Origin of the sequence: Pannonibacter anstelovis (assembly GCF_036881715.1) — a bacterium.
In the GTDB taxonomy this organism is placed as follows: domain Bacteria; phylum Pseudomonadota; class Alphaproteobacteria; order Rhizobiales; family Stappiaceae; genus Pannonibacter; species Pannonibacter anstelovis.
Window position 1 is genome coordinate 25,403 of the sequence record NZ_JBAKBF010000007.1, and the last position, 20,111, is coordinate 45,513.

At 63.7% G+C, this 20,111-nt stretch carries 17 protein-coding genes and 1 riboswitch; of the genes, 8 read left to right on the forward strand and 9 right to left on the reverse strand.

Going from position 1 to position 20,111, the window contains the following annotated elements:
- The first annotated feature begins 26 nt into the window (after nt 1-26).
- The 5 genes from V6L75_RS12145 (at nt 27) to dmeF (ending at nt 5,318) form a co-directional block, all read left to right on the forward strand.
- Nucleotides 27-1,571, forward strand: coding sequence for a di-heme oxidoreductase family protein (locus V6L75_RS12145; protein WP_334251765.1), 1,545 nt, complete (start codon nt 27-29; stop codon nt 1,569-1,571).
- Nucleotides 1,571-2,656, forward strand: coding sequence for an imelysin family protein (locus tag V6L75_RS12150; protein WP_334251766.1), 1,086 nt, complete (start codon nt 1,571-1,573; stop codon nt 2,654-2,656). The genes V6L75_RS12145 and V6L75_RS12150 overlap by 1 nt, the downstream gene beginning before the upstream one ends.
- Nucleotides 2,637-3,818 (forward strand): DUF1513 domain-containing protein, encoded by a 1,182-nt coding sequence (locus tag V6L75_RS12155; protein ID WP_334251767.1) that lies wholly within the window; start codon nt 2,637-2,639, stop codon nt 3,816-3,818. The genes V6L75_RS12150 and V6L75_RS12155 overlap by 20 nt, the downstream gene beginning before the upstream one ends.
- A 200-nt stretch (nt 3,819-4,018) precedes the next feature.
- Nucleotides 4,019-4,291: a metal/formaldehyde-sensitive transcriptional repressor gene (locus V6L75_RS12160; RefSeq protein WP_334251768.1), complete on the forward strand. Its 273-nt coding sequence runs from the start codon at nt 4,019-4,021 to the stop codon at nt 4,289-4,291.
- A gap of 28 nt (nt 4,292-4,319) precedes the next feature.
- Complete coding sequence (gene dmeF, locus V6L75_RS12165) at nt 4,320-5,318, forward strand: CDF family Co(II)/Ni(II) efflux transporter DmeF (protein ID WP_334251769.1); 999 nt, start codon at nt 4,320-4,322, stop codon at nt 5,316-5,318.
- 15 nt (nt 5,319-5,333) lie between these two features.
- Here the strand turns inward: dmeF and V6L75_RS12170 are convergent, their stop codons facing one another.
- The 9 genes from V6L75_RS12170 to V6L75_RS12210 all read right to left on the reverse strand — a co-directional run bounded on the left by V6L75_RS12170 (nt 5,334) and on the right by V6L75_RS12210 (nt 16,578).
- Nucleotides 5,334-6,359, reverse strand: coding sequence for a FecCD family ABC transporter permease (locus tag V6L75_RS12170; RefSeq protein WP_425605855.1), 1,026 nt, complete (start codon nt 6,357-6,359; stop codon nt 5,334-5,336).
- Nucleotides 6,360-6,381: 22 nt separating this feature from the next.
- Nucleotides 6,382-7,323, reverse strand: a complete 942-nt coding sequence (locus tag V6L75_RS12175; protein ID WP_334251771.1) for an ABC transporter substrate-binding protein — start codon at nt 7,321-7,323, stop codon at nt 6,382-6,384.
- A gap of 10 nt (nt 7,324-7,333) precedes the next feature.
- The gene (locus V6L75_RS12180) at nt 7,334-8,101 is read right to left on the reverse strand and encodes an ABC transporter ATP-binding protein (protein ID WP_334251772.1); all 768 of its coding nucleotides are present in this window, start codon (nt 8,099-8,101) and stop codon (nt 7,334-7,336) included.
- Nucleotides 8,098-8,553 carry a DUF1636 domain-containing protein gene (locus V6L75_RS12185; protein ID WP_334251773.1) on the reverse strand — a complete coding sequence of 152 codons (456 nt, stop codon included), beginning with the start codon at nt 8,551-8,553 and terminating at the stop codon, nt 8,098-8,100. Before V6L75_RS12185 ends, V6L75_RS12180 begins: the two co-directional genes overlap by 4 nt.
- A gap of 35 nt (nt 8,554-8,588) precedes the next feature.
- Nucleotides 8,589-8,805: riboswitch (cobalamin riboswitch) on the reverse strand.
- 317 nt (nt 8,806-9,122) lie between these two features.
- Nucleotides 9,123-10,433 (reverse strand): NAD-dependent dihydropyrimidine dehydrogenase subunit PreA, encoded by a 1,311-nt coding sequence (gene preA / locus V6L75_RS12190; protein WP_334251774.1) that lies wholly within the window; start codon nt 10,431-10,433, stop codon nt 9,123-9,125.
- A 28-nt stretch (nt 10,434-10,461) separates the two neighbouring features.
- Entirely contained in the window at nt 10,462-11,820 is a 1,359-nt protein-coding gene (locus V6L75_RS12195; protein WP_334251775.1) for an NAD(P)-dependent oxidoreductase, read from the reverse strand.
- A 318-nt stretch (nt 11,821-12,138) separates the two neighbouring features.
- Nucleotides 12,139-13,794: a CRTAC1 family protein gene (locus tag V6L75_RS12200; RefSeq protein ID WP_334251776.1), complete on the reverse strand. Its 1,656-nt coding sequence runs from the start codon at nt 13,792-13,794 to the stop codon at nt 12,139-12,141.
- Nucleotides 13,791-15,266 carry a di-heme oxidoredictase family protein gene (locus tag V6L75_RS12205; protein ID WP_334251777.1) on the reverse strand — a complete coding sequence of 492 codons (1,476 nt, stop codon included), beginning with the start codon at nt 15,264-15,266 and terminating at the stop codon, nt 13,791-13,793. The genes V6L75_RS12200 and V6L75_RS12205 overlap by 4 nt, the downstream gene beginning before the upstream one ends.
- Before the next feature lie 64 nt (nt 15,267-15,330).
- The gene (locus tag V6L75_RS12210) at nt 15,331-16,578 is read right to left on the reverse strand and encodes an ROK family transcriptional regulator (protein WP_334251778.1); all 1,248 of its coding nucleotides are present in this window, start codon (nt 16,576-16,578) and stop codon (nt 15,331-15,333) included.
- 251 nt (nt 16,579-16,829) lie between these two features.
- Between V6L75_RS12210 and xylF the strand changes: the two genes are divergently transcribed.
- The 3 genes from xylF (at nt 16,830) to V6L75_RS12225 (ending at nt 20,085) form a co-directional block, all read left to right on the forward strand.
- Nucleotides 16,830-17,864, forward strand: a complete 1,035-nt coding sequence (xylF, locus tag V6L75_RS12215; RefSeq protein WP_334251779.1) for a D-xylose ABC transporter substrate-binding protein — start codon at nt 16,830-16,832, stop codon at nt 17,862-17,864.
- 145 nt (nt 17,865-18,009) lie between these two features.
- Complete coding sequence (locus tag V6L75_RS12220) at nt 18,010-19,299, forward strand: sugar ABC transporter permease (RefSeq protein WP_334251780.1); 1,290 nt, start codon at nt 18,010-18,012, stop codon at nt 19,297-19,299.
- Between the two features lie 3 nt (nt 19,300-19,302).
- Entirely contained in the window at nt 19,303-20,085 is a 783-nt protein-coding gene (locus V6L75_RS12225; RefSeq protein ID WP_334251781.1) for an ATP-binding cassette domain-containing protein, read from the forward strand.
- Nucleotides 20,086-20,111: the final 26 nt, after the last annotated feature.

A 20,111-nucleotide genomic window follows, 5' to 3' on the forward strand; every position in this document is an offset into this window, starting at 1 on the left:
CTTTCCCGAGCAGCCAGGGGAACTGCATGATTTTCTTCCAATGGAGACGTTTTGCGGCTCCTGTCCGGCTCGCGGCCGGTATCTGCCTTGTTGCGGGAGCCAGCGTTGCGGCCGCGCAGACGCGTCCCCTTGATCACCGCAGTGATCTGACGCAAGGTGACCGGGAGAAGGCGGCCAGAGTGCTGGCCGCTCCCGGGAATTTCGCCGCGCCAGAGCCGTTTGAGGATATGCCGGGCGGGGCTGCCACCTCGCGCAAGCGCCTCAACCGGGATGCCTTCTCCCATCCTTCTGCAAATCTCACCTTCGAGGAACAACAGACCTTCCGGGTTGGCAACGGCATCTTCCGCAAGTTCTGGGTGTCTTCGCCGTCTTCCACCCAAGCCTCCGATGGGCTGGGGCCGCTTTACAACGCGCGCTCCTGTCAGGGCTGCCATCTGAAGGACGGGCGTGGTGCGCCGCCTGCGCCGGGGGAGCCTGCCGTCTCCCTGTTTCTGCGGCTTTCCGTGCCACCGGTGACGGAGGCGGAAAAGGGGGCATTGGCTGACCGGCAGATGGCCACGCTGCCTGAGCCCGTTTACGGCGGTCAGTTTCAGACCTTCGCCGTGCCCGGACTGGCTCCGGAAGGTGAACTGAAGATCACCTATGAGGATCTGCCCGTGGCGCTGTCCGGCGGTGAAACCGTGCTCTTGCAAAGGCCTGAGTACGAGGCGGCGAACCTTGCTTATGGTCCCATGCGGGCAGACACGATGATCTCGCCCCGCGTGGCGCCGCAAATGATCGGACTGGGGCTTCTTGAGGCGATCCATCCGGCGGATCTTGAAGCCCTTGCCGACCCTGACGATGCGGATGGCGACGGCATTTCGGGCCGCCTCAGCCTTGTACGGGATCCGGCAACCGGAGAGCTTGTGCCCGGCCGTTTCGGCTGGAAAGCTACGATGCCGGATGTGCGGGCGCAGAGCGCTGCGGCCTTTTCCGGTGATATCGGCATCTCGACGCCGGAGCACCCGGACCCGTACGGCGATTGCACGCCGGCGCAGACGGCCTGCCGGTCCCTTCCCACGGGCGAGCAGGACCGGCTGGGGGAAACGGAAGCGCCGGACCCGGTGATGGATCTTGTCACTTTCTATTCGGAAAATCTCGCGGTTCCGGCCCGGCGTGACATGTCTGATCCGGCGGTGCTGAAGGGCAAGGAGCTGTTCTACGGCATTGGCTGCGCCTCCTGCCATGCGCCGAAATTCGTTACCCGCAAGGATGCGAAGAACCCTGCGCATGGCTTCCAGCTCATCTGGCCTTATACCGATCTTCTGCTGCATGACATGGGCGAGGGCCTTGCGGACAACCGGCCCGATGGGGATGCAAGCGGGCGCGAATGGCGCACGGCGCCGCTATGGGGTATTGGTCTGACGCAGACAGTCAGCGGCCACACCCGTTTCCTCCACGACGGGAGGGCCCGTTCACTGCTGGAGGCTGTGCTCTGGCATGGCGGCGAGGCACAGGCCGCACGCGATGCGGTGGTGGCTATGCCGCCAGAGGACCGCGCCGCCCTGATCCGTTTTCTGGAGTCCCTCTGATGCGCCGCATTGCCTGTCTTACCCTTGTCTTCGCCAGCACCATTCTGCCTCTGCATGCGCAGGAAAAAGCCGGCTATGCGGATTATGTGAAAGCGGCGGTCGAGGGGTATATCCGGCCGGAAACCCGGGCCTTCGCCAATGCCGCCAACCGTCTGCCCGCGGCCGTCGAAGATGCCTGCAAGAGCCCTGGTCCAGCTACGGCAGATGAATTCCGCGTTGCTTATGGCGCGGCAGTTGCAGCTTTTGGCCGGATCAGTTTCCTGCGCTATGGCCCGCTGGCGGAAGAGAACCGTCTGGAGCGGCTGGCCTTTCTGCCCGATGCGCGCGGTGTGGCGCAGCGGCAGATCCGCAAGCTGGTGGCAGACCGTGACGAAAGCGCCGCCACGCCTGAAAGCCTTGCGGCAAAAAGCGTTGCCGTGCAGGGGCTGACGGCCCTGCAACTGGCGGCCTTTGATGACGATGGTCAGGTGACCCTTGGCGGATCGGATGAGGCGGGCGCCTATGTCTGCGCTTACGCACAGGCATTGGCCGTCAATCTGGCACAGCTCTCGGGCGAGGTTGCTGCCCTTTGGGAGGCCCCGGACGGCTTCAGTGGCCAGCTTGAAGATGCAGGGCCTGACAATCAACGCTTCCGCAGCAGCAAGGAAGCTGCCGAGACCCTGTTCAACGCGCTGGTGACCGGGGTGGTGATCGTACGGGATCAGAATGTCATTCCTGCGCTGGGCAATGATCTGGCGTCTGCAAAGCCGAACCGCATACCCTTCTCCCGCGCCAATTTCGGGCAGGTCTATATCGCCAGCGAGCTGACCGGCATCCGGGATTTCATCCGCGCCTCGAATTATGCAAAGGGCGTGGACAATGAAGGGGAGTGGATACCCTCCAGTCTCGAGTTCGAGGTTTCCACCTCGCTCAAGGCGCTGGCCCGCGCCGGAGAGCCCATGCGCGAGACGGTGAAGACGCCCGAAGGCTACAAGGCCTTGTCCGACATGCTGCTTTCGCTGAAAGGCTTGCGCGATCTCGTTGCACTCAATCTGGCGGGCTCGCTCAACATGACCGGAGGGTTCAATGCGCTGGACGGCGACTGACGCACTGGTGCTGAACCGCCGGCGGTTTCTGGCGGGCCTAGGCCTGACAACCGCCGCCGCGCTGATGACCTTGCCCGTGGAAGCTGCGGTCAAGCTCCTTGGTGCGGATCTGGATGAGCCGTTGTTTGCCAGCGCCCGGCGTAATTCGGACGGCAGCCATTCCGTTGCCATTCTGACGGCGGACGGCAGGGATGTGATGGACGTTCCGCTGCCAGCACGCGGCCATGGTGTGGCGCTGTCGCCGGATGGGCGGAAGCTTGCCGCCTTCGCCCGCCGCCCTGGCCAGTTCATCATGATGATCGACCGGACCGGCGAAATCCCGCCGCAGCTGACAGAGGCCGAGCCTGGCCGTCACTACTATGGCCACGGCGTCTTTTCGGCTGATGGGCGTCTTCTGTATGCGGTCGAAAATGCTTTCGGCAAGGTGGGTGAGGAAACGCAGGGGCGCGTCGGTGTCTATGATGCCAGTGGCAGCACGTTGAAGCGCATCGGCGAATTCGAGACCCATGGCGTTGGCCCGCATGACATTCTGCTGGCCGAGCAGGGCCGCGTGCTGGTGGTCGCCAATGGCGGCATCGACACCCATCCGGTTACCGGGCGCGAGATGCTCAATCTCGATACCATGAGACCTTCCATCGTCTACCTTGATGCAGCTTCCGGCGAACTGCTGGCCCAGCATGCCCTGCCGGATGACCACCATCAACTCTCGCTGCGCCATATGGCGCTGGACGGGCGCGGTCAGGTCTGGGTTGGTGGCCAGTTCGAGGGCGAGAAAAGCCGTTATCCGCAGCTTGTCGTGCGGCTGGAGCGGGACCGGCCTATGGAGCTGATGCCGCTAAAGGGCGATGTTCTGGCTCAGCTCGACAATTACATTGGCTCGGTTTCCGTCAATGCCAGCGGTGATGTGGTGGCAATGTCCTGCCCGCGTGGCGGGCGCATTCTCTATATGGCAGCAGACAGCGGCGCATTGCTCGGGCTGGACAGTATCACCGATGGCTGTGGTCTCGCCGCCATTGATGAGCACGGCTTTCTTGTCTCCGACGGCAACGGCGGCCTAAGCCTCGCAGACAGCCCCGGCACCCAGGCTGAATCCCTCGCCTTTGTCCCCGGCGTCTCCTGGGACAACCACATGCTGGCGCTTCAGTCACCGGAGTTGCGGTGAAAGGGCTCTCCCTGAGCATGAAATAATAATATATTTCAATAGCTTGCCTTGACTGTCACTCCGGCTTCTGCTCGCCCGGCCGTGACCAGGTGCCGCCGGCCACCCACGCGTCCGGGATCCCGGTCCATTCCAAGGCTTCACATGGCCTGCCTTATATAATATAGTCCCCTATACTATATTAGTTGAGGTTAGCCGCCGCCATGTCTCACACCATCCGCGACAAAGAGAAGCTCATTGCCCGGGTTCGCCGCCTGAAGGGGCAGATCGAGGGGATCGAGCGCGCCCTTGCAGCCGGGAAACCCTGTGGAGAAATCCTGCGTCAACTCGCTTCCGCCCGTGGCGCCATGAGCGGACTGACTGCCGAGGTGGTGGAAGATCATCTGCGCGAGCATGTGCTTCACGCGGAAACCAGCGCGGACCGTGAGCAGGGCGGGGAAGAGCTGATCGAAATCATCCGAACCTACATGAAGTAAGCCGGCGTGCCGGCGGGAGCCAAGTCATATGCCCGCAGTGGACATCTCCAAGCATACTCACGATCACAATTTCCTTGGGCGCGATCACCGCAGAAACGAATACAGGGTCTGGCTGGTCATCGCCGTGACTGCGTCGATGATGCTTGTCGAAATTGTTGCGGGCACGGTCTATGGCTCAATGGCGCTGGTGGCGGACGGATGGCACATGTCCACCCATGCAGGTGCCATGCTGATCACCGCCCTGACCTACCTCTATGCACGCCGCCATGCCGATGACCGCCGCTTCACCTTTGGCACCGGGAAGCTTGGCGACCTGGGCGGCTTTGCCAGCGCCGTCGTGCTTGCCCTGATTGCACTTCTCATCGGCTGGGAAAGCCTTATGCGCCTTGCCAATCCGGTGGAAATCAGTTTCGGGCAGGCAATCGCCGTCGCTGTCCTGGGGCTGGCGGTCAATCTTCTCTGCGCGTGGCTGCTCCGGGATGATCATGCCCACCACCACCACCACCACCACCACCACCACCATCACCATGGCCATGGGCATCATCATGCGCATGATCATGATCACACGCATGCCCACGCCCGCCATGAGCATGCGCGGGACAACAATCTCCGTGCTGCCTATCTGCATGTGCTGGCGGATGCGCTTACGTCAGTCCTTGCCATCGTGGCCCTGCTGGCCGGACGCAGCTATGGCTGGCTTTGGGCTGATCCGCTCATGGGTGCCGTTGGCGCTCTTGTGATCGCTCGCTGGTCCTGGGGGCTGATCCGCGATTCAGGCTCGGTTCTGCTGGACCGGATTCCTGACGGCGAGGATTTGCGGAGCGAAATCCGTGAGGCGCTTGAAACAGGCTCCGACCGGATTGCCGACCTGCATGTCTGGCAAGTCGGGCCAGGGCACCATGCGGCAATCATCTCGGTGGTGTCGAGTGCGCCGCGCGAACCGTCGGAATACAAGGCCTGCCTCGCGGAGATACACGAACTCTCCCACATCACCGTCGAGGTGGAGCGGGTGACTGCCAACCCCTGACGGCTTACTCCCCTCTCACCTCTGCCGCGCCATCAGCCAGATGAAGAACAGGCCTCCGGCAAGGCCGGTGACGATGCCGATGGGCATGTCTTCCGGTGCCATGACCACGCGGGCGCAGATATCTGCAAGGATCAGGAACAGGGCTCCGGCCAGCGCGGACATCGGCAGGACGCGTGCATTGCCGCCGCCTGCCACCAGCCGCACCAGATGCGGCATCATCAGGCCGACGAAGCCGATGATGCCGGAGAAGGCGACCGACACACCGGTGATGAGCGCACCCGCCACAAAGACCGACAGCCGCAGCCGGTTGACGGGGATGCCGAGCGTCGCTGCCGTCTCGTCCCCCAGCGTGATGGCATTGAGCTGTGCCGCCTTCAGCCACAGCCAGATCCCGCAGGGCAGGAGCACGGCCAGCGGGTAGAGCAAGTGGCTCCACTGGGCAAGGCCGAGCCCGCCCAGCATCCAGAACACCACCGTGTGGGTCGCCTTCGGATCGGCGAGGAAGATCAGGATGTTGGCGCAGGCCATGATCACGAAGGATACGGCAACGCCCGCCAGCACCAGCCGGTCGGGCGAACCGGCCCGCGTGATCCGCACCACGCAGAGCACAATGGCTGTTGCCCCCAGCGCGCCGAAAAAGGCGAGCAGCGGTACGGTCAGCATACCGAGAAACAACCCGGTATGAAGCAGTGCCAGAATCGCGCCGAAGGCGGCGCCTGAGGAAATGCCGAGCAGATGCGGGTCTGCCAGCTGATTGCGGGTCACCGACTGCAGGGCCGCACCGGTCATGGCAAGGCCCGCGCCGACAAGGGCCGCCAGCAGTGCACGTGGAAAGCGCACATCCCAGACGATGGCCTCGCGCGCAGCGCTCCAGGTCTTCTCCACCGATCCAGGGAAAAGCTTGGACAGCAGGATGCCTGCCACGTCAGCGGGCGGCACGGCGACGGCGCCCACGGCGAGGGCGGCAATGACCGCCGCCGCCAGCAGGGCAAGGCATAGGCTGCAGACAGCCAGCACCGGCCAAAGCCGGTGCGCTCTGATGGTGCCCGCCCGCGCCTCGGGCTCAGTTGCGTGTGAAACCGTCAACGAGCTTCTCCACGGCGCGGATGTTGCGGGGGCCGGGTGTCGCCTCGACATATTCCAGCACGACGAAGCGGTCATTCTTCACGGCATCAATGCTGGCGAAGGCTGGGTTGGACTTCATGAAGGCGATCTTCTGGTCCGCTGTCACCTGCCCGTAGTTGACGATAACGACCACTTCCGGGTTGCGCTCGATCACCGGCTCCCAGGCGACGGTGGCCCAGCTCTTGTCGAGATCATCCATGATGTTGCGCCCGCCTGCGGCCTCGATGAGGGCGGTGGGCATGGCATAGCGGCCTGCGGTGAAGGGCGTGTCCTCGCCGCTGTCATAGACGAAGACGCGCAGCGGCTCCTTGCCCGGCTCCTTTACCCTGGCGGTCACTTCGGCAAGCTTTGCCTCGTAACCGGCGACCAGCGCCCTGGCCTTGTCCTCGACGCCGAAGATCGTCCCGAGGTTCAGAAGATCGTTGTACATGTCGGCCATGGAGATCTTCTCCCTGGGGCCGATGTGGATGCAGCTTTCGGTCAGCTCATAGACCTTGATACCGAAGGGGGCTAGCGTTTCCGGCGTCACCTCGCCGCCCACCTTCATGCCGTAGTTCCAGCCTGCGAAATAGAAATCGGCTTCCGCACCCAGCAGCACTTCCTTGGTGGGGTATTTTTCGGCGAGTTCCGGCAGCTCCTTCACGCCTTCGCGCATCTCCGGGTCCAGCGTCTTCCAGCCGGACACGCCGGTGTAACCGGCCATGTGGTCCGTCAGGCCCAGCACCAGCATCATTTCGGTGAGGTTCACGTCATTGGAGATGGCGCGTGTGGGGGCGGCGTCAAAGGTGACATCGCGGTTGCAGCTTTTCACCGTCACCGGATAGGCAAAGGCGCTGGCGGTGGTGGCCAGAAGGGCGGCGAAAGCAAGGGCTATACGCATCGGTCAGATCTCACAAGTGAAAGGAAAAACGGGGGGAATGGCCGGAGGTATCGATCCGTGAACGGACGGAGAAAGCCCCGGCGATATTGGCTTCGGTCAGCGCCGCTTCCGGCCTGTCCATGGCGAGCACGGTGCCGTTGGCGAGCAGCAGCACCCGGTCAGCATGCTCTGCGGCCAGCGTCAGGTCATGCAGGGTGGTGATCACCGTCAGCGGCAGGCCGCGCAGCAGGGCCATCAGCTCCAGCTGGTGGCGGATATCGAGATGGTTCGTCGGCTCATCAAGGATCAGCAGGCGCGGCTCCTGCGCCAGCGCACGGGCCACCAGCACACGCTGGCGCTCGCCGCCGGACAGGGTGCCGAAGGAGCGCTCGCTCAGCGCCGTCAGATGCAGCCGGGCCAGGGCATGCTCCACCACCTCGCCGTCACGCGCTCCTGCTGCCGCAAGTCCGCGCTGATGCGGCAGGCGGCCGAGGCTGACGATCTGGCGCACGGTCAGGGCAAAATCCGTCGGCTGCTCCTGCAGTACCACGGCAATGCGGCGGGCCGTGTCACGGCTGGACATGGCCCAAAGGCTCGTGCCCTCCAGCCGCACGTCACCTGTCTGCGGCTTGTGGAAGCGGTAAAGCAGTCGCAGCAGCGACGATTTTCCCGCCCCATTGGCACCGCAAATGGCCAGCATCTCACCCTGATTGACGGTGAAGCTGATCCCGGAGAGGAGCGTGAGGTTTCCGCGCGGCCCCCAGCCGAGGTTATCAGCCTCGAAGAAAGGCGCGCTCACGTGCCGGGCCTGAAGGTGGTTGTGCGGCCGGGTGCGGGAATGCGGGCCAGCGCCGTCTTCGCCATCCGGCCCGGACGCTCGGATGCCTTGCACCAGCCATCGGCCAGACCGTGATACTGGCGGGCAAAAGCGGCAATGTCCGGCACGTCTTCCAGCGTCAGGTGCCCGAACAGCCAGCCGGTCTTGAACTGTGCGGTCAGGGCGACAGTGCAGGGCTGGCCACAGGCGGCCATGCATTCAACGCCTGAGACGGACCAGTCCGTATCGGCCTGCAGCGCGCTGGCAAGGGCTGTGCCTAGATCATGCCCGGGCCGTTCGCCGGTCTCCTTGTCGCGGCATGTAACGCAGATCGTGAGATAATGGGAAGGGGAGGGGCCTTCCGTCTTCGGGATGGCCTGCTGCATAGGCGCAGGCGCAGGTGTTCCGGCCAAGGCCGGTCCCTGAATGGTCATGGACATGCTCCTTCCGGGACACCCCGCCCGGCGGTTTGAGGTCTGTTGTGATGGCAGGTCTCCTGACTTGCGGGTCGCCGCTTGCCCGGTCCTTCCCGTTCCTCGGTGGAACAGTGGATCACCCGGGGTCGCTCGCCGCCTACAGTTGCGGGGGCAGTCACGGACTTGGCGCCTGTTGGCTACACCGTACCGTGTTCCCTTTTCACCCGGCCAAGGCTTTGCCAGCCGGGAACCATCGCCGCAGATGATCAAATCCGCCGTCCTTCCTGTCAAGCTCCATCGTCATAAATCCGGAACAGGTTTTCATACTGGGGTAGTGATATATGTTATAAGATAACATTACAATATATGGCTTCGTAAGGACAAAAAAATCCCCGGCTGCCTATGCCGGCAGCCGGGGGAGTCGCCTCTCATCGAGCTGGGGTGAACGGCATCCCGGGGGCTGGGGTGCCGTCGCAAGTCTCTGCCTTTACGCCAAGTCCTAAGATGCTGACGCATCAAGACTTGGAACGCTCAGGCGCCGCAGTGTTCGAACAATTCCCGTTGAGCAAAGCTCCCCGGTGGCTCCGTCACTCGGCGGCGATGCGGGCGCTGGGGTTGTTCGGATGTGTCGTCCAGTTGGCATAGTCCCCAGAGACGGTACGGCCCGTCCGCGGATCAACGGTTCCGGTGGCCATTGGTTCCATGGTGATGCAATTTTCCACCGGGCAGACCGAGACGCAGAGATTGCAGCCGACGCATTCCTCGTCGATCACTTCGAACTTGCGTACCCCGTCCACCATGCTGGTGATCGCCTGATGCGAGGTGTCCTCGCAGGCGATGTGGCAGCGGCCACACTTGATGCAGAGGTCCTCGTCGATCTTCGCCTTGGCGATGTAGTTGAGGTTGAGGTAGCGCCAGTCGGTGACATTGGGCACTGCACGGCCTGAGAAGTCCGAAATCCGCTCGTAACCGGCCCCGCCCATCCAGTCCTTCAGCCCCTCGATCATCTCCTCGACGATCTTGAAGCCATAGGTCATGGCGGCGGTGCAGACCTGCACGTTGCCGGCGCCGAGGGCAATGAACTCTGCCGCATCGCGCCAGGTGGTGACGCCGCCGATGCCGGATATGGGCAGGCCATAGGTTTCCGGATCACGGGCGATTTCCGCCACCATGTTGAGGGCAATCGGCTTCACCGCCGGGCCGCAATAGCCCCCGTGCGAGCCCTTGCCGTCAATGGTCGGCGTTGGCGCCATGCGGTCAAGGTCAACACCCACGATGGAATTGATGGTGTTGATCAGCGACACCGCATCCGCTCCGCCGCGTTTGGCGGCCTGTGCGGGCTTGCGCACGTCGGTGATGTTGGGCGTCAGCTTGACGATCACCGGCATGCGGGTGTGCTTCTTGGCCCAGCGGGTGACCATCTCGATATATTCCGGCACCTGGCCCACGGCCGAGCCCATGCCACGCTCGCTCATGCCATGCGGGCAGCCGAAGTTCAGCTCCACGCCATCGGCCTCGGTCTCTTCCACGCGCTTGAGGATCGCGGCCCAGTTGGCCTCCTCGCAGGGCACCATCAGGGACACGACAAGGGCGCGGTCCTTCCAGTCGCGCTTGACGCGCTTGATTTCCTGCAGGTTCACCTCAAGCGGCCGGTCGGTGATCAGCTCGATGTTGTTGAGGCCGATGAGCTGGCGGTCCTTGCCATGAATGGCGCCATAGCGCGGGCCATTGACGTTGACCACATTCGGGTCCTCGCCCAGCGTCTTCCACACGACGCCGCCCCAGCCCGCCTTGTAGGCGCGCACCACGTTGTATTCCTTGTCCGTTGGCGGCGCAGAGGCGAGCCAGAACGGGTTGGGCGACTTGATGCCCACGAAATCAGATCTCAGATCAACCATGACGGGATCTCCGCAAAGAACGGCTGGCTCAGGCGCTGAGCGCCTGATGGATGGCTTCGGCGGCAACCTTGCCGTCCTCGACGGCGGCCACGGTCAGGTCTTCCCCGCCGGCGATGCAGTCGCCGCCGGCCCAGACCCTGGCCATGGTGGTTGCGCGGGTGGCGTCCGTGACGATGCGGCCCTTGTCGAGGGTCAGCGCCGCCGCCGAACCGTTCAGCCCGGAAGGGTTGAGCTTCTGGCCCACGGCCTTGAACACCATGTCGGCCTCAAGACGGAAGGTCTCGCCGGTCATCACCAGCTTGCCCGCGTTGTCGAGCCGCGTGCGTTCCAGCTCGATGCCGGTCAGCTTGCCGTTTTCCCCGTGCATCGCCCTGGGGGCTGCCCAGTGCAGGATGCGCACGCCATTTGTCTGGGCGAGATCCTGCTCATAGGGGCTGGCGTTCATGTGCTCCTTGCCGCGCCGGTAAGCGATGGTCACCTCTTCGGCGCCCAGCAGCTTGCTCTGCACGGCAATGTCCACCGCCGTCATGCCGCCGCCGATCACCACAACGCGCCGGCCGACGGGCAGGGTGGAAAGATCCTTCGCCTGCCGCAGTTCGGCGATATAGGCGACCGCATCCACCACGCCCTCCAGCTCCTCGCCGGGAACGGACAGGCCATTGACACCGGCAAGGCCGATGCCGAGGAACACGGCGTCGAAGTCCTTCGTCAGCGCGGAAAGGGAGAGGTCTTCCCCCAGCACCTTGCCATGCTCCACGGTGATGCCGCCGATGGAGAGGATGAAATCCACCTCGCGCGCGGCAAAGTCATCAACCGACTTGTAGGCGGCAATGCCATATTCGTTGAGCCCGCCCGCCTTGGGCCGGGCATCATAGAGCGTTACCGCATGGCCATGCACGGCAAGGCGGTGGGCGCAGGACAGGCCCGCCGGGCCAGCGCCCACAACGGCCACACGCTTGCCGGTTTCGGCTGCGCGTGTGAAGGGCGTGGTGGCGTGCGTTTCCATGTAATGGTCGGTGGCAAAGCGCTGCAGCTCGCCGATCTTCACCGGCTTTGCTTCGGCCTCGTTGCGCACGCAGGCCTGCTCGCACAGGGTCTCCGTCGGGCAGACGCGGGCGCACATGCCGCCAAGGATGTTCTGCGCAAAAATCGTGCGCGCCGCGCCGGTGTCGTTGCCGGTCGAGATCTGGCGGATGAACAGCGGAATGTCGATGCTGGTCGGGCAGGCATTCACGCAAGGCGCGTCATAACAGAAATAGCAGCGGTCACTCTCAACCCTTGCCTCATGCGGATCGAGGCGCGGGTGCAGGTCACAGAAGTTCTGTGCATACTGGTCAGCCGGAAGGCGCGCAGGCGCAATGTCCGGACCAGGTCTGGTCTCAGTCATGGGAGGATCTCCAGAAGGTGGCGATCTATGGTCGGCGCCCGTTTCTTTTTGCGAACAGGCTTATCCGCTCCCATTGAAAGAAAATTTGTCCAAACAGTCAAATATTTTTAGAAAGATCAATTATATGAACATGATAGTCATGTTTTTTCAGGTGCTAACTGATTGAAATGATTTGGGCTGACAGTTTCACAATCAACCGCCTCTCCGGCATCAACCGCCCCGGAGAACCGGTCCTCGGGCGATCGAACCGGTCAAACCCCTCCGTTTCCGTCCTGCCATGACTTGATCATGGCAAGACGGTGGAGAATGACAATCTATCTACTCAGGCAGCCAGAGTTTCGCTTCTTCCGCGCCGCGCTCGATGACGACGTGCGTGTTGGCGAAGACGCGGTAGGCGTGGCTCCATTCGCCGTCCGGCCAGCGCACGCGGATCTGGGCGCGTTCGGAGACGCCGAGGCCGAAATGGGTAAAACCGAGCTGGCCGGAAGCGTGGCCGCCGCCAACTTGCAGGTCGCGCTCGATGGACTTGGTGCCTGCCCGCACGCTGATCTTTGCGCCGATGGCGTTGCGGTTGGGCTTGCCCGGCTGCTTCAGCTCCACTGCAATCCAGTTGCCGAGCGGGCGCGGTGCTTCGGCTGTGCCTGCGCCCGTGTTGCGGAACAGGCTGGCGGGGGCGCTGCGGTTGACCACAATCAGATCCAGCAGGCCGTCCTGATTGAAATCGGCCAGTCCCGCCCCGCGTCCGCGCCGCTCCAGCGCGATGCCGGAGAGGTCACCGGTTTCGGTGAAGCTGCCATCCCACTGGCCCAGCAACAGGTTGTCCGGGTCAAAGGCGGCGAAGTCCGGCATGGCTTCCACATTGCCCTTGGCGATGTAAAGATCCCACAGGGTGTCGTTGTTCACATCCTGAAATTCAGCATGCCAGCCGGTGGAGGGGCGCAGGTCCCCGCCCGCATAGGGCCGGTGCGCGGTTACGCCCTTGTCAAAGGCAATGTCCGCATAGACCGGAACCACCTCATCGCCTTCCTTTTCCAGCGTCTGCAGCTTGGTGTCGCCCATGCTGGTCAGTGCGTATTCGGGCTGGCCGTCCACATCCAGGTCGATGCTGGCAATGCCCATGCCCCAGATGGTGAGGCTGCGCCAGCCATCTGCCCGGCGGTAAAGCCTTGCAGGGCGGCCCGGCGGCACGGCCCAGAGCTGTTCCTCGCCGCCGCGGTAGTAATGCCGGTCGTTGGAGATGCGCAGCGAAGCTTCGCCGGAACGGTTCCAGTCGGTGAACATCATCGACAGGGCGCAGAAGCCCGGTGTCAGCCGCTCGGCCTGCGAATAGTCCGGCCGGTCTTGCGATTGCGGGCGGAAGAGGAAATTGTCGTGGCAGGTGCCCCAGGGCGCGCCGGGAAGCGAGCGGTCCACATAATTGCCGAAGGCGAGCGTCGGATAGGCGTTGCCTGTTTCCCACACGGCGGAGAAGGAGGTTGTCCATTCGTTGCCGCCCTTGAAGCCGAGGGAGCGGTTGGCGACCTCGAACTGGCAGCCCCCCTTGCCGCGCAGCAGCAGGTTTTCCCCCTCGCGCAGCACGGCAAGGTCCGGCTCGCCGTCATTGTCGAAATCGAGCGGATAGGCGCCCAGCACCTTGGTCAGGCTGCGCTCGTCAAGGCCGCCGCCGTTGCCGCGGGCGAATTTCAGCGGCCCGCCGGTGGAGCTTCCGTTCACGAAGAGCCCGGCGGGGTTCTTGCCGCCTGCAATGAACAGGTCCGGCTTGCGGTCGCCGTTGCAGTCGAGAATGGCAACGCCGCCGCCGACGAAATATTCCCAGGGGCCTTCGTAGCTCTGGCGGATGCCGGCAGCTTCCGCTTCCTCCACGAAATGCGGCACGGGCGCGATTGAGGCCTTGCGCTCCTGACCCAGCGCAGCCGTAGCGGCAAGCGGCAGCAGGGCGAGAAGGGAGGTGCAGAGATGGCGGATCATGATCATTTGCCAACCTCCAGGCTGCGCAGGAAGGCAATCACCGCCTGCCGGTCTTCTTCGGAAAGGGCGGCATAGGCCTTTTGTGTGTCCTCCGCCGCGCCGCCATGGGCCATGATCACCTCGTGCAGGGTAGTGATATCGTTTCGGTGGCCATAGGGCGCCGTATTGCCCACGCCCCAGAGTTCGGCGGTGATGAATACGTCCCGCTCGACGAAGCGCTGGCCCAGAAGCTCGTTGCCCAGCCGGTTGTTGCGCTGACCGGAAATCTGATGGCGCTTCAGGTCGCCATAGAGCGGTACCAGTACGCGGCCCTTTTCGTCACGCGGCAGGGCCTTCACCCAGGCAAGCGTGGAAAGATCCAGCACCAGCGGCGTCTCCACATCCTGCCGCCGCAAGGTGCCGGCCCCTTCCACAGGGCCCGGGTCCTCGAAGGCGAGGCTGTCCAGCGGCAGTGACGGGCGGTGGCAGGCGGTGCAGCCGGTTGCAGCAAAGAGGTCTTCGCCCCTTGCTGCGGCGGCCTTCCAGTCATCGGGAAGATCTTGCTTGCGGCCCGGCGCGGGCAGGGTGGCCTGAAAGGCGACAAGGGCTGAGACATGTTCGGGGCGGATTTCGTCCGTCACATCGTCCATGTCGAAATCTGCCGTGCCGGTCCACATGGAGCCAAATCGCTCCTGCGCCTGCATGCCGTGATGCACATTGAGGGCGTTGACCGTGAACTGGCGAAGGGAGGCGAATACGCCCTTCTGGCTGAAGGGCCGCAGCACCAGATCCGGGTCGATGCCGTCGATGGCGGAGACGTCGATCGTGCCATCAGGATGGGCGGTCACCTTGCCGAAGCTGACGCCCTTGGTTTCGAGCTGCGCCGTCACCGGCACCTTGTCCGCCCGTGCCTTGCGCACGGCTTCGGCGCGCTGGGCTTTGAGCTCAGCCGTCATCTCCCGCGCCAGCAATTCGATCAGGCCGGAGCCCTGCAGGATATTGGTGCCGCGCTCGTTGGAAAACTGCGGGTCGGAGGTGTCGAAATCGGCGCTCTCGAAGCCTTCGGAGACGAAGACATTGGCGGTGAAATCGCCGGCACCGCCGATGACCGGCTGGTGGTGGCAGCCGGAGCAGGCAGCGGCATCCGGGCCGGGCATGCGGTTGAAGCTGTTTTCGACGGCGCGCTTGCGCTTCGTCGGCACGATGGCCTGCGTTGCCATGGGCCGTCCGGCGCCTTCTTCGCGGATGAAGCGCGCCTCGAACAGGCGGCGGCCTTCTTCGGCAAGGGCTTCCAGCGCGGCGGGATCGCCGGTCTTGCGGGCTTCGTCCAGAGAGGTGCGGATCTCTTCCAGCGGCGGCGTGTGATCAACGTTCCGCTCGCTCCAGCTCTGTGCCTCTGCTGATGCCGCAAGGCCGAGCCACAGCGCGCCAGCAGCTGCAAGCACGGCTGCAAAAGGCTGCCGTGCGGCGCCCTGTTCCTGTTTATGTCTCCCCCTCATGCCGTCAACTCCCCCCGGCTGCGGTTCGGATGTGCCGCAGCGATCAGATCCCTTCGCGTATCTCCTACCGGGCCGCGGCTGCCTTCGGGCGGCTGCTCTCCGGTGCACCGGTCAGGTTCTCGTCCAGCCGCCGCATGGCCTGCGCAACAAGGCCGCGGCGGATGAAGTCCTCGTTCCATTCCACCACGTCGATCACCAGATGCCGCCGCAGGTCCTCCACCAGCACCTCCTCAAGTGCCTGATGCATGCCCGCTTCCATGAATTCGAAGGCTTCGATGCCCGCACCGGTCAGCACGACGCGCGCTGGCTCAATGATGGCCAGCAGACGCGCAAGGCCGGTGCCGAGCGCCCTGCCTGCGCCATCGAAGACGGCCCGTACATGTGCATCCCCGGCTTTCGCCTTTGCGTAAAGATCGTCAAAGGTCTGGCTGTTGACCGGCAGTGAACGCGGGTCCGTGTCTTCGGGCAGCTCCAGCACCTGCCGCAGCAGGGCATAGTCGGCGAGATAGGCCTCAAGGCAGCCGCGCTTGCCGCAACGGCACAGGGCGCCGCCGGGAATGTGGTTTGCATGGCCGATTTCCGCCGCCGCACCCGTTGCGCCTACGAAAAGATGCCCGTCGAGAAACAGGCCCATGCCGACGCCGTAATCTACCATCACCACGGCAAAGGTGCCACTGTAGCGCTCCGGCTCTGACCAGTGCAGCGCTTCGGTGATCATGTTGGTGTCGTTGGAGAGAAAGCAGCGCGCGCCCAGCCGGGTGCGGATGGGCGCGACAACCGGAATATTGCGGCCATTGAAAGCAGGGCTCCAGACGATCTCGCCGCGCACCCGGTCAACGATACCCTGCGAGGCCACGCCGATTTCCTGCACGGTCGCTGGATTGGCGCCGGACTCCTCGACGAAGCTCGTGATGGTGCTGCATAGAAGATCTGGAAAGCTCTCCGCATCGGCCCGTGTGGTGTCGAACGGATACTTGCGGCTGAAGATGATTCTGCCGGTGAAATCGGCCAGTGCCAGATCGATCCAGTTGACCGAAATGCGCAGGCTGATGACGCTGGCTGCCGCGCCGTTGAGGCCCAGCATGCTGCGCGGCCGCCCGCGTGACTGGGCTGCGCGCGGCTCATCCGTCTCGATGCCCGTGATCAGGCCTTCGTCCAGCATGTCGGAGGTGATGGCCGTGATCGTCGCCGGGCTGAGGCGCGTGGCGCGTCCCAGATCGATGCGCGCCATCTGCCCTTCACGCCGCAGCGTCTGCAGGATGAGGCTGCGGTTGCGCCTGCGGATCTGATCCCTGTTCGCTGTCTGCGTCATGTCCTGACGTAGTTCCCGTGCTGTTTCCGTCCCTGGCCTGCCAGTCTTTATGCCGCCAGCATGGCCTTCAGCGAGATGAAACCGTTTCCGGTCTCCAAAAGCATGTTGACAGGCGGCGAGCTTTGGAGCAACTTTTTTTCGGGCGCCGAAAAAAATAAAGGTCCGCCCGCTGAGATGGGGGTTCGACACTCTCAGGATTGAAGGAGGCGGCGCCGGGAGAAGGGTGACGCCTTTCAGGAGGAAACAACGCAATGCGCAAGATTGCCATGATTTTTGCGGGCGCGCTCATGTCTGCGACCGCGCTCACTGCTGCCGCACAGGCGCAGGAAGTCGTCGTCGGCGTCAGCTGGTCCAACTTCCAGGAAGAGCGCTGGAAGACTGACGAAGGCGCAATCAAGGCCGCTCTCGAAGCTGCCGGTGCCAAGTACATTTCCGCTGACGCCCAGAGCTCCTCTGCTAAGCAGCTGTCCGACATTGAAGCCCTCATCGCACAGGGCGCCACCGCCCTCGTGATTCTGGCTCAGGACGCCCAGGCCATTGGCCCGGCCGTGCAGGCCGCCGCCGACGAAGGCATTCCGGTTGTCGCCTATGACCGCCTGATCGAAGATCCGCGCGCCTTCTACCTGACCTTCGATAACGTGGAAGTGGGCCGCATGCAGGCCCGCGAAGTGCTGAAGGCTGCGCCGGAAGGCAACTACGTCATGATCAAGGGTTCCTCTACGGACCCCAACGCCGACTTCCTGCGCGGCGGCCAGCAGGAAGTGCTGCAGCCGGCGATTGACTCCGGCAAGATCAAGATCGTGGGTGAGGCCTACACCGATGGCTGGCTTCCGGCCAACGCCCAGCGGAACATGGAACAGATCCTGACCGCCAACGACAACAAGGTGAATGCCGTTGTTGCCTCCAACGATGGCACCGCCGGCGGCGCCGTTGCGGCTCTGGCGGCCCAGGGCATGGAAGGCATTCCGGTGTCCGGCCAGGACGGCGACCATGCCGCCCTGAACCGCATCGCCAAGGGCACCCAGACGGTCTCCGTCTGGAAGGACTCCCGCGAACTTGGCAAGACCGCAGCTGAAATCGCCGTGGCCCTTGCCAAGGGCGGCACGCTCGACAGCGTTGAAGGCGCTGGCAAGTGGACCTCGCCGGGTGGCGCTGAGATGACCGCGCGCTTCCTGACCCCGATTGCGATCACCAAGGACAACCTCAACGTTGTCGTGGACGCAGGCTGGATCACCAAGGACGCTCTCTGCCAGGGCGTTTCCGGCGGCCCGGCTCCCTGCAACTAAGGCCTGACCGGTCAAGACCTTGCACTGCCCCGGATGGTTCCGGGGCAGTGTTTCCGATGTGAAACCGCAGCGCTTGCTTGACTGACCTTGGGTCACGCGCTCCAATCGGCACATCAGGACCGGCTTTTCAACCAGGAGCACTTCGATGTCGAATGCAGACCTGTCCGGGGCGAGGACTCCGGCGGCCCGCTCGTTTTTATCCGCTTTGCAGCTGGACACGCGCCTGCTGGGCATGATTGGGGCGTTTGTCGTCCTCTGCCTGGTGTTCAACGTGATTACGGATGGGCGTTTCCTGACACCGCGCAACATCTTCAACCTGACGATCCAGACCGTCTCGGTCGCCATCATGGCAACCGGCATGGTCTTTGTCATCGTCACCCGCCACATCGATCTGTCCGTCGGTTCGCTCCTGGCGACGGTTGCGGCGGTGATGGCGGTCGTGCAGACGCAGATCCTGCCAGGATCGCTGGGCCTCGGCCATCCCGCCATCTGGATCATCGCCATTCTTGCAGGTCTTGTGGCAGGTGTGGCCATTGGCGCGGCGCAGGGCTGGCTGGTCGGCTATCTGGGCATTCCCGCCTTCATCGTCACGCTCGGCGGCCTGCTGGTCTGGCGCAACGTTGCGTGGTTCATCACCGACGGCAAGACGATTGGCCCGCTGGACGAGACCTTCCTGCTGCTCGGTGGCACGGGCGGCTCGCTCGGCGAGACCTGGTCCTGGGTCTTCGGCATCGTCTGCGTCGCTGTGTCCATGGCGCTGCTGTTCTCGGCGCGTAAACGCCGGGCTTCGCATGGCTTTTCTGTCAAGCCTGCCTGGGCAGAGGCCGTGATTGCCGCGGTGATCTGTGCCGCCATCCTCGGCTTCGTGGCCGTTCTCAATGCCTATGACATGCCGGTGCAGCGCGTGCAGCGCATCTTTGCCGACCGCGGCGAGGTCATGCCCGAAGGCTTCCGCATGGGCTACGGCATCCCGATCTCGGTGCTGGTGCTGATCGTTGTGGCTGTCGCCATGACCATCCTTGCCCGCCGCACCCGCCTTGGCCGCTACATCTTTGCAACCGGCGGCAATCCGGATGCCGCCGAGCTGTCGGGCATCAACACCCGCCTGCTGACGGTGAAGATCTTCGCTCTGATGGGCGGTCTTTGCGCCATCTCCGGCGCTGTGGCTGCAGCTCGTCTCGGCTTCTCTACCAATGACATCGGCACGCTGGACGAACTGCGCGTCATCGCCGCAGCGGTCATTGGCGGCACGGCACTCTCCGGTGGTGTCGGCACCATCTACGGGGCGATCCTGGGTGCGCTGATCATGCAGTCGCTGCAGTCCGGCATGGCCATGGTGGGCGTGGATGCGCCGCTCCAGAACATCGTCGTCGGCATCGTGCTGGTCTTCGCAGTCTACGTCGACATCATCTACCGCAAGCGCACGGGGGATTGATCCATGGCGCCTCTGGTCGAAATGAAAGACATCTGCATCTCGTTTGGCGGGGTGCATGCGGTGGATCACGTCTCCATCGATCTGAACCCCGGCGAGGTCGTGGGCCTCTTGGGCCACAATGGCGCGGGCAAATCGACGCTGATCAAGATCCTGTCCGGCGCCTACCGTCAGGACAGCGGCGAGATCCTGATCGACGGCAAGCCGGCCACGATCAACAGCCCGCGTGATGCACGCAAGTACAACATCGAGACGATCTATCAGACGCTGGCACTGGCCGATAACCTTGACGCCGCTTCCAACCTGTTCCTGGGCCGCGAGCTGGTGACGCCGCTGGGCTTTGTCGACGATGACCGGATGGAGGCTGAGACGCGCAAGATCATGGCGCGGCTCAACCCGAACTTCAAAAAGTTCAAGGCGCCGGTGAAGGCCCTCTCGGGTGGTCAGCGCCAGTCGGTCGCCATCGCCCGTGCGGTCTATTTCAACGCCCGCATCCTGATCATGGATGAACCGACGGCTGCGCTTGGCGTGCACGAGACGCAGATGGTGGCGGAACTGATCGAGGAGCTGAAGAGGCAGGGCCTCGGCATCTTCCTCATCAGCCATGACATCCACGACGTGTTCAAGCTGTGTGACCGCATTGCCGTAATGAAGAACGGCCAGCTTGTCGGCACGGCAAAGACCACGGATGTGACCGATGATGACGTGCTGGGCATGATCATCCTCGGCAAGTGCCCTCCGGGCGCAACGCCGGGGCCAGGCGCGTTGAATGATGCGGCGGCGGCCTGATCGCCTGACCATGCGGTAGCCTGCGG

Excerpts from the sequence above, each read along its gene's own strand:
- V6L75_RS12145 (WP_334251765.1), top strand. The coding sequence starts at position 27 with ATGATTTTCTTCCAATGGAGACGTTTTGCGGCTCCTGTCCGGCTCGCG.
- V6L75_RS12150 (WP_334251766.1), top strand. The coding sequence starts at position 1,571 with ATGCGCCGCATTGCCTGTCTTACCCTTGTCTTCGCCAGCACCATTCTG.
- V6L75_RS12155 (WP_334251767.1), top strand. The coding sequence starts at position 2,637 with ATGCGCTGGACGGCGACTGACGCACTGGTGCTGAACCGCCGGCGGTTT.
- V6L75_RS12160 (WP_334251768.1), top strand. The coding sequence starts at position 4,019 with ATGTCTCACACCATCCGCGACAAAGAGAAGCTCATTGCCCGGGTTCGC.
- dmeF (WP_334251769.1), top strand. The coding sequence starts at position 4,320 with ATGCCCGCAGTGGACATCTCCAAGCATACTCACGATCACAATTTCCTT.
- V6L75_RS12175 (WP_334251771.1), bottom strand. The coding sequence starts at position 7,323 with ATGCGTATAGCCCTTGCTTTCGCCGCCCTTCTGGCCACCACCGCCAGC.
- V6L75_RS12185 (WP_334251773.1), bottom strand. The coding sequence starts at position 8,553 with ATGACCATTCAGGGACCGGCCTTGGCCGGAACACCTGCGCCTGCGCCT.
- preA (WP_334251774.1), bottom strand. The coding sequence starts at position 10,433 with ATGGTTGATCTGAGATCTGATTTCGTGGGCATCAAGTCGCCCAACCCG.
- V6L75_RS12195 (WP_334251775.1), bottom strand. The coding sequence starts at position 11,820 with ATGACTGAGACCAGACCTGGTCCGGACATTGCGCCTGCGCGCCTTCCG.
- V6L75_RS12200 (WP_334251776.1), bottom strand. The coding sequence starts at position 13,794 with ATGATCATGATCCGCCATCTCTGCACCTCCCTTCTCGCCCTGCTGCCG.
- V6L75_RS12205 (WP_334251777.1), bottom strand. The coding sequence starts at position 15,266 with ATGAGGGGGAGACATAAACAGGAACAGGGCGCCGCACGGCAGCCTTTT.
- V6L75_RS12210 (WP_334251778.1), bottom strand. The coding sequence starts at position 16,578 with ATGACGCAGACAGCGAACAGGGATCAGATCCGCAGGCGCAACCGCAGC.
- xylF (WP_334251779.1), top strand. The coding sequence starts at position 16,830 with ATGCGCAAGATTGCCATGATTTTTGCGGGCGCGCTCATGTCTGCGACC.
- V6L75_RS12220 (WP_334251780.1), top strand. The coding sequence starts at position 18,010 with ATGTCGAATGCAGACCTGTCCGGGGCGAGGACTCCGGCGGCCCGCTCG.
- V6L75_RS12225 (WP_334251781.1), top strand. The coding sequence starts at position 19,303 with ATGGCGCCTCTGGTCGAAATGAAAGACATCTGCATCTCGTTTGGCGGG.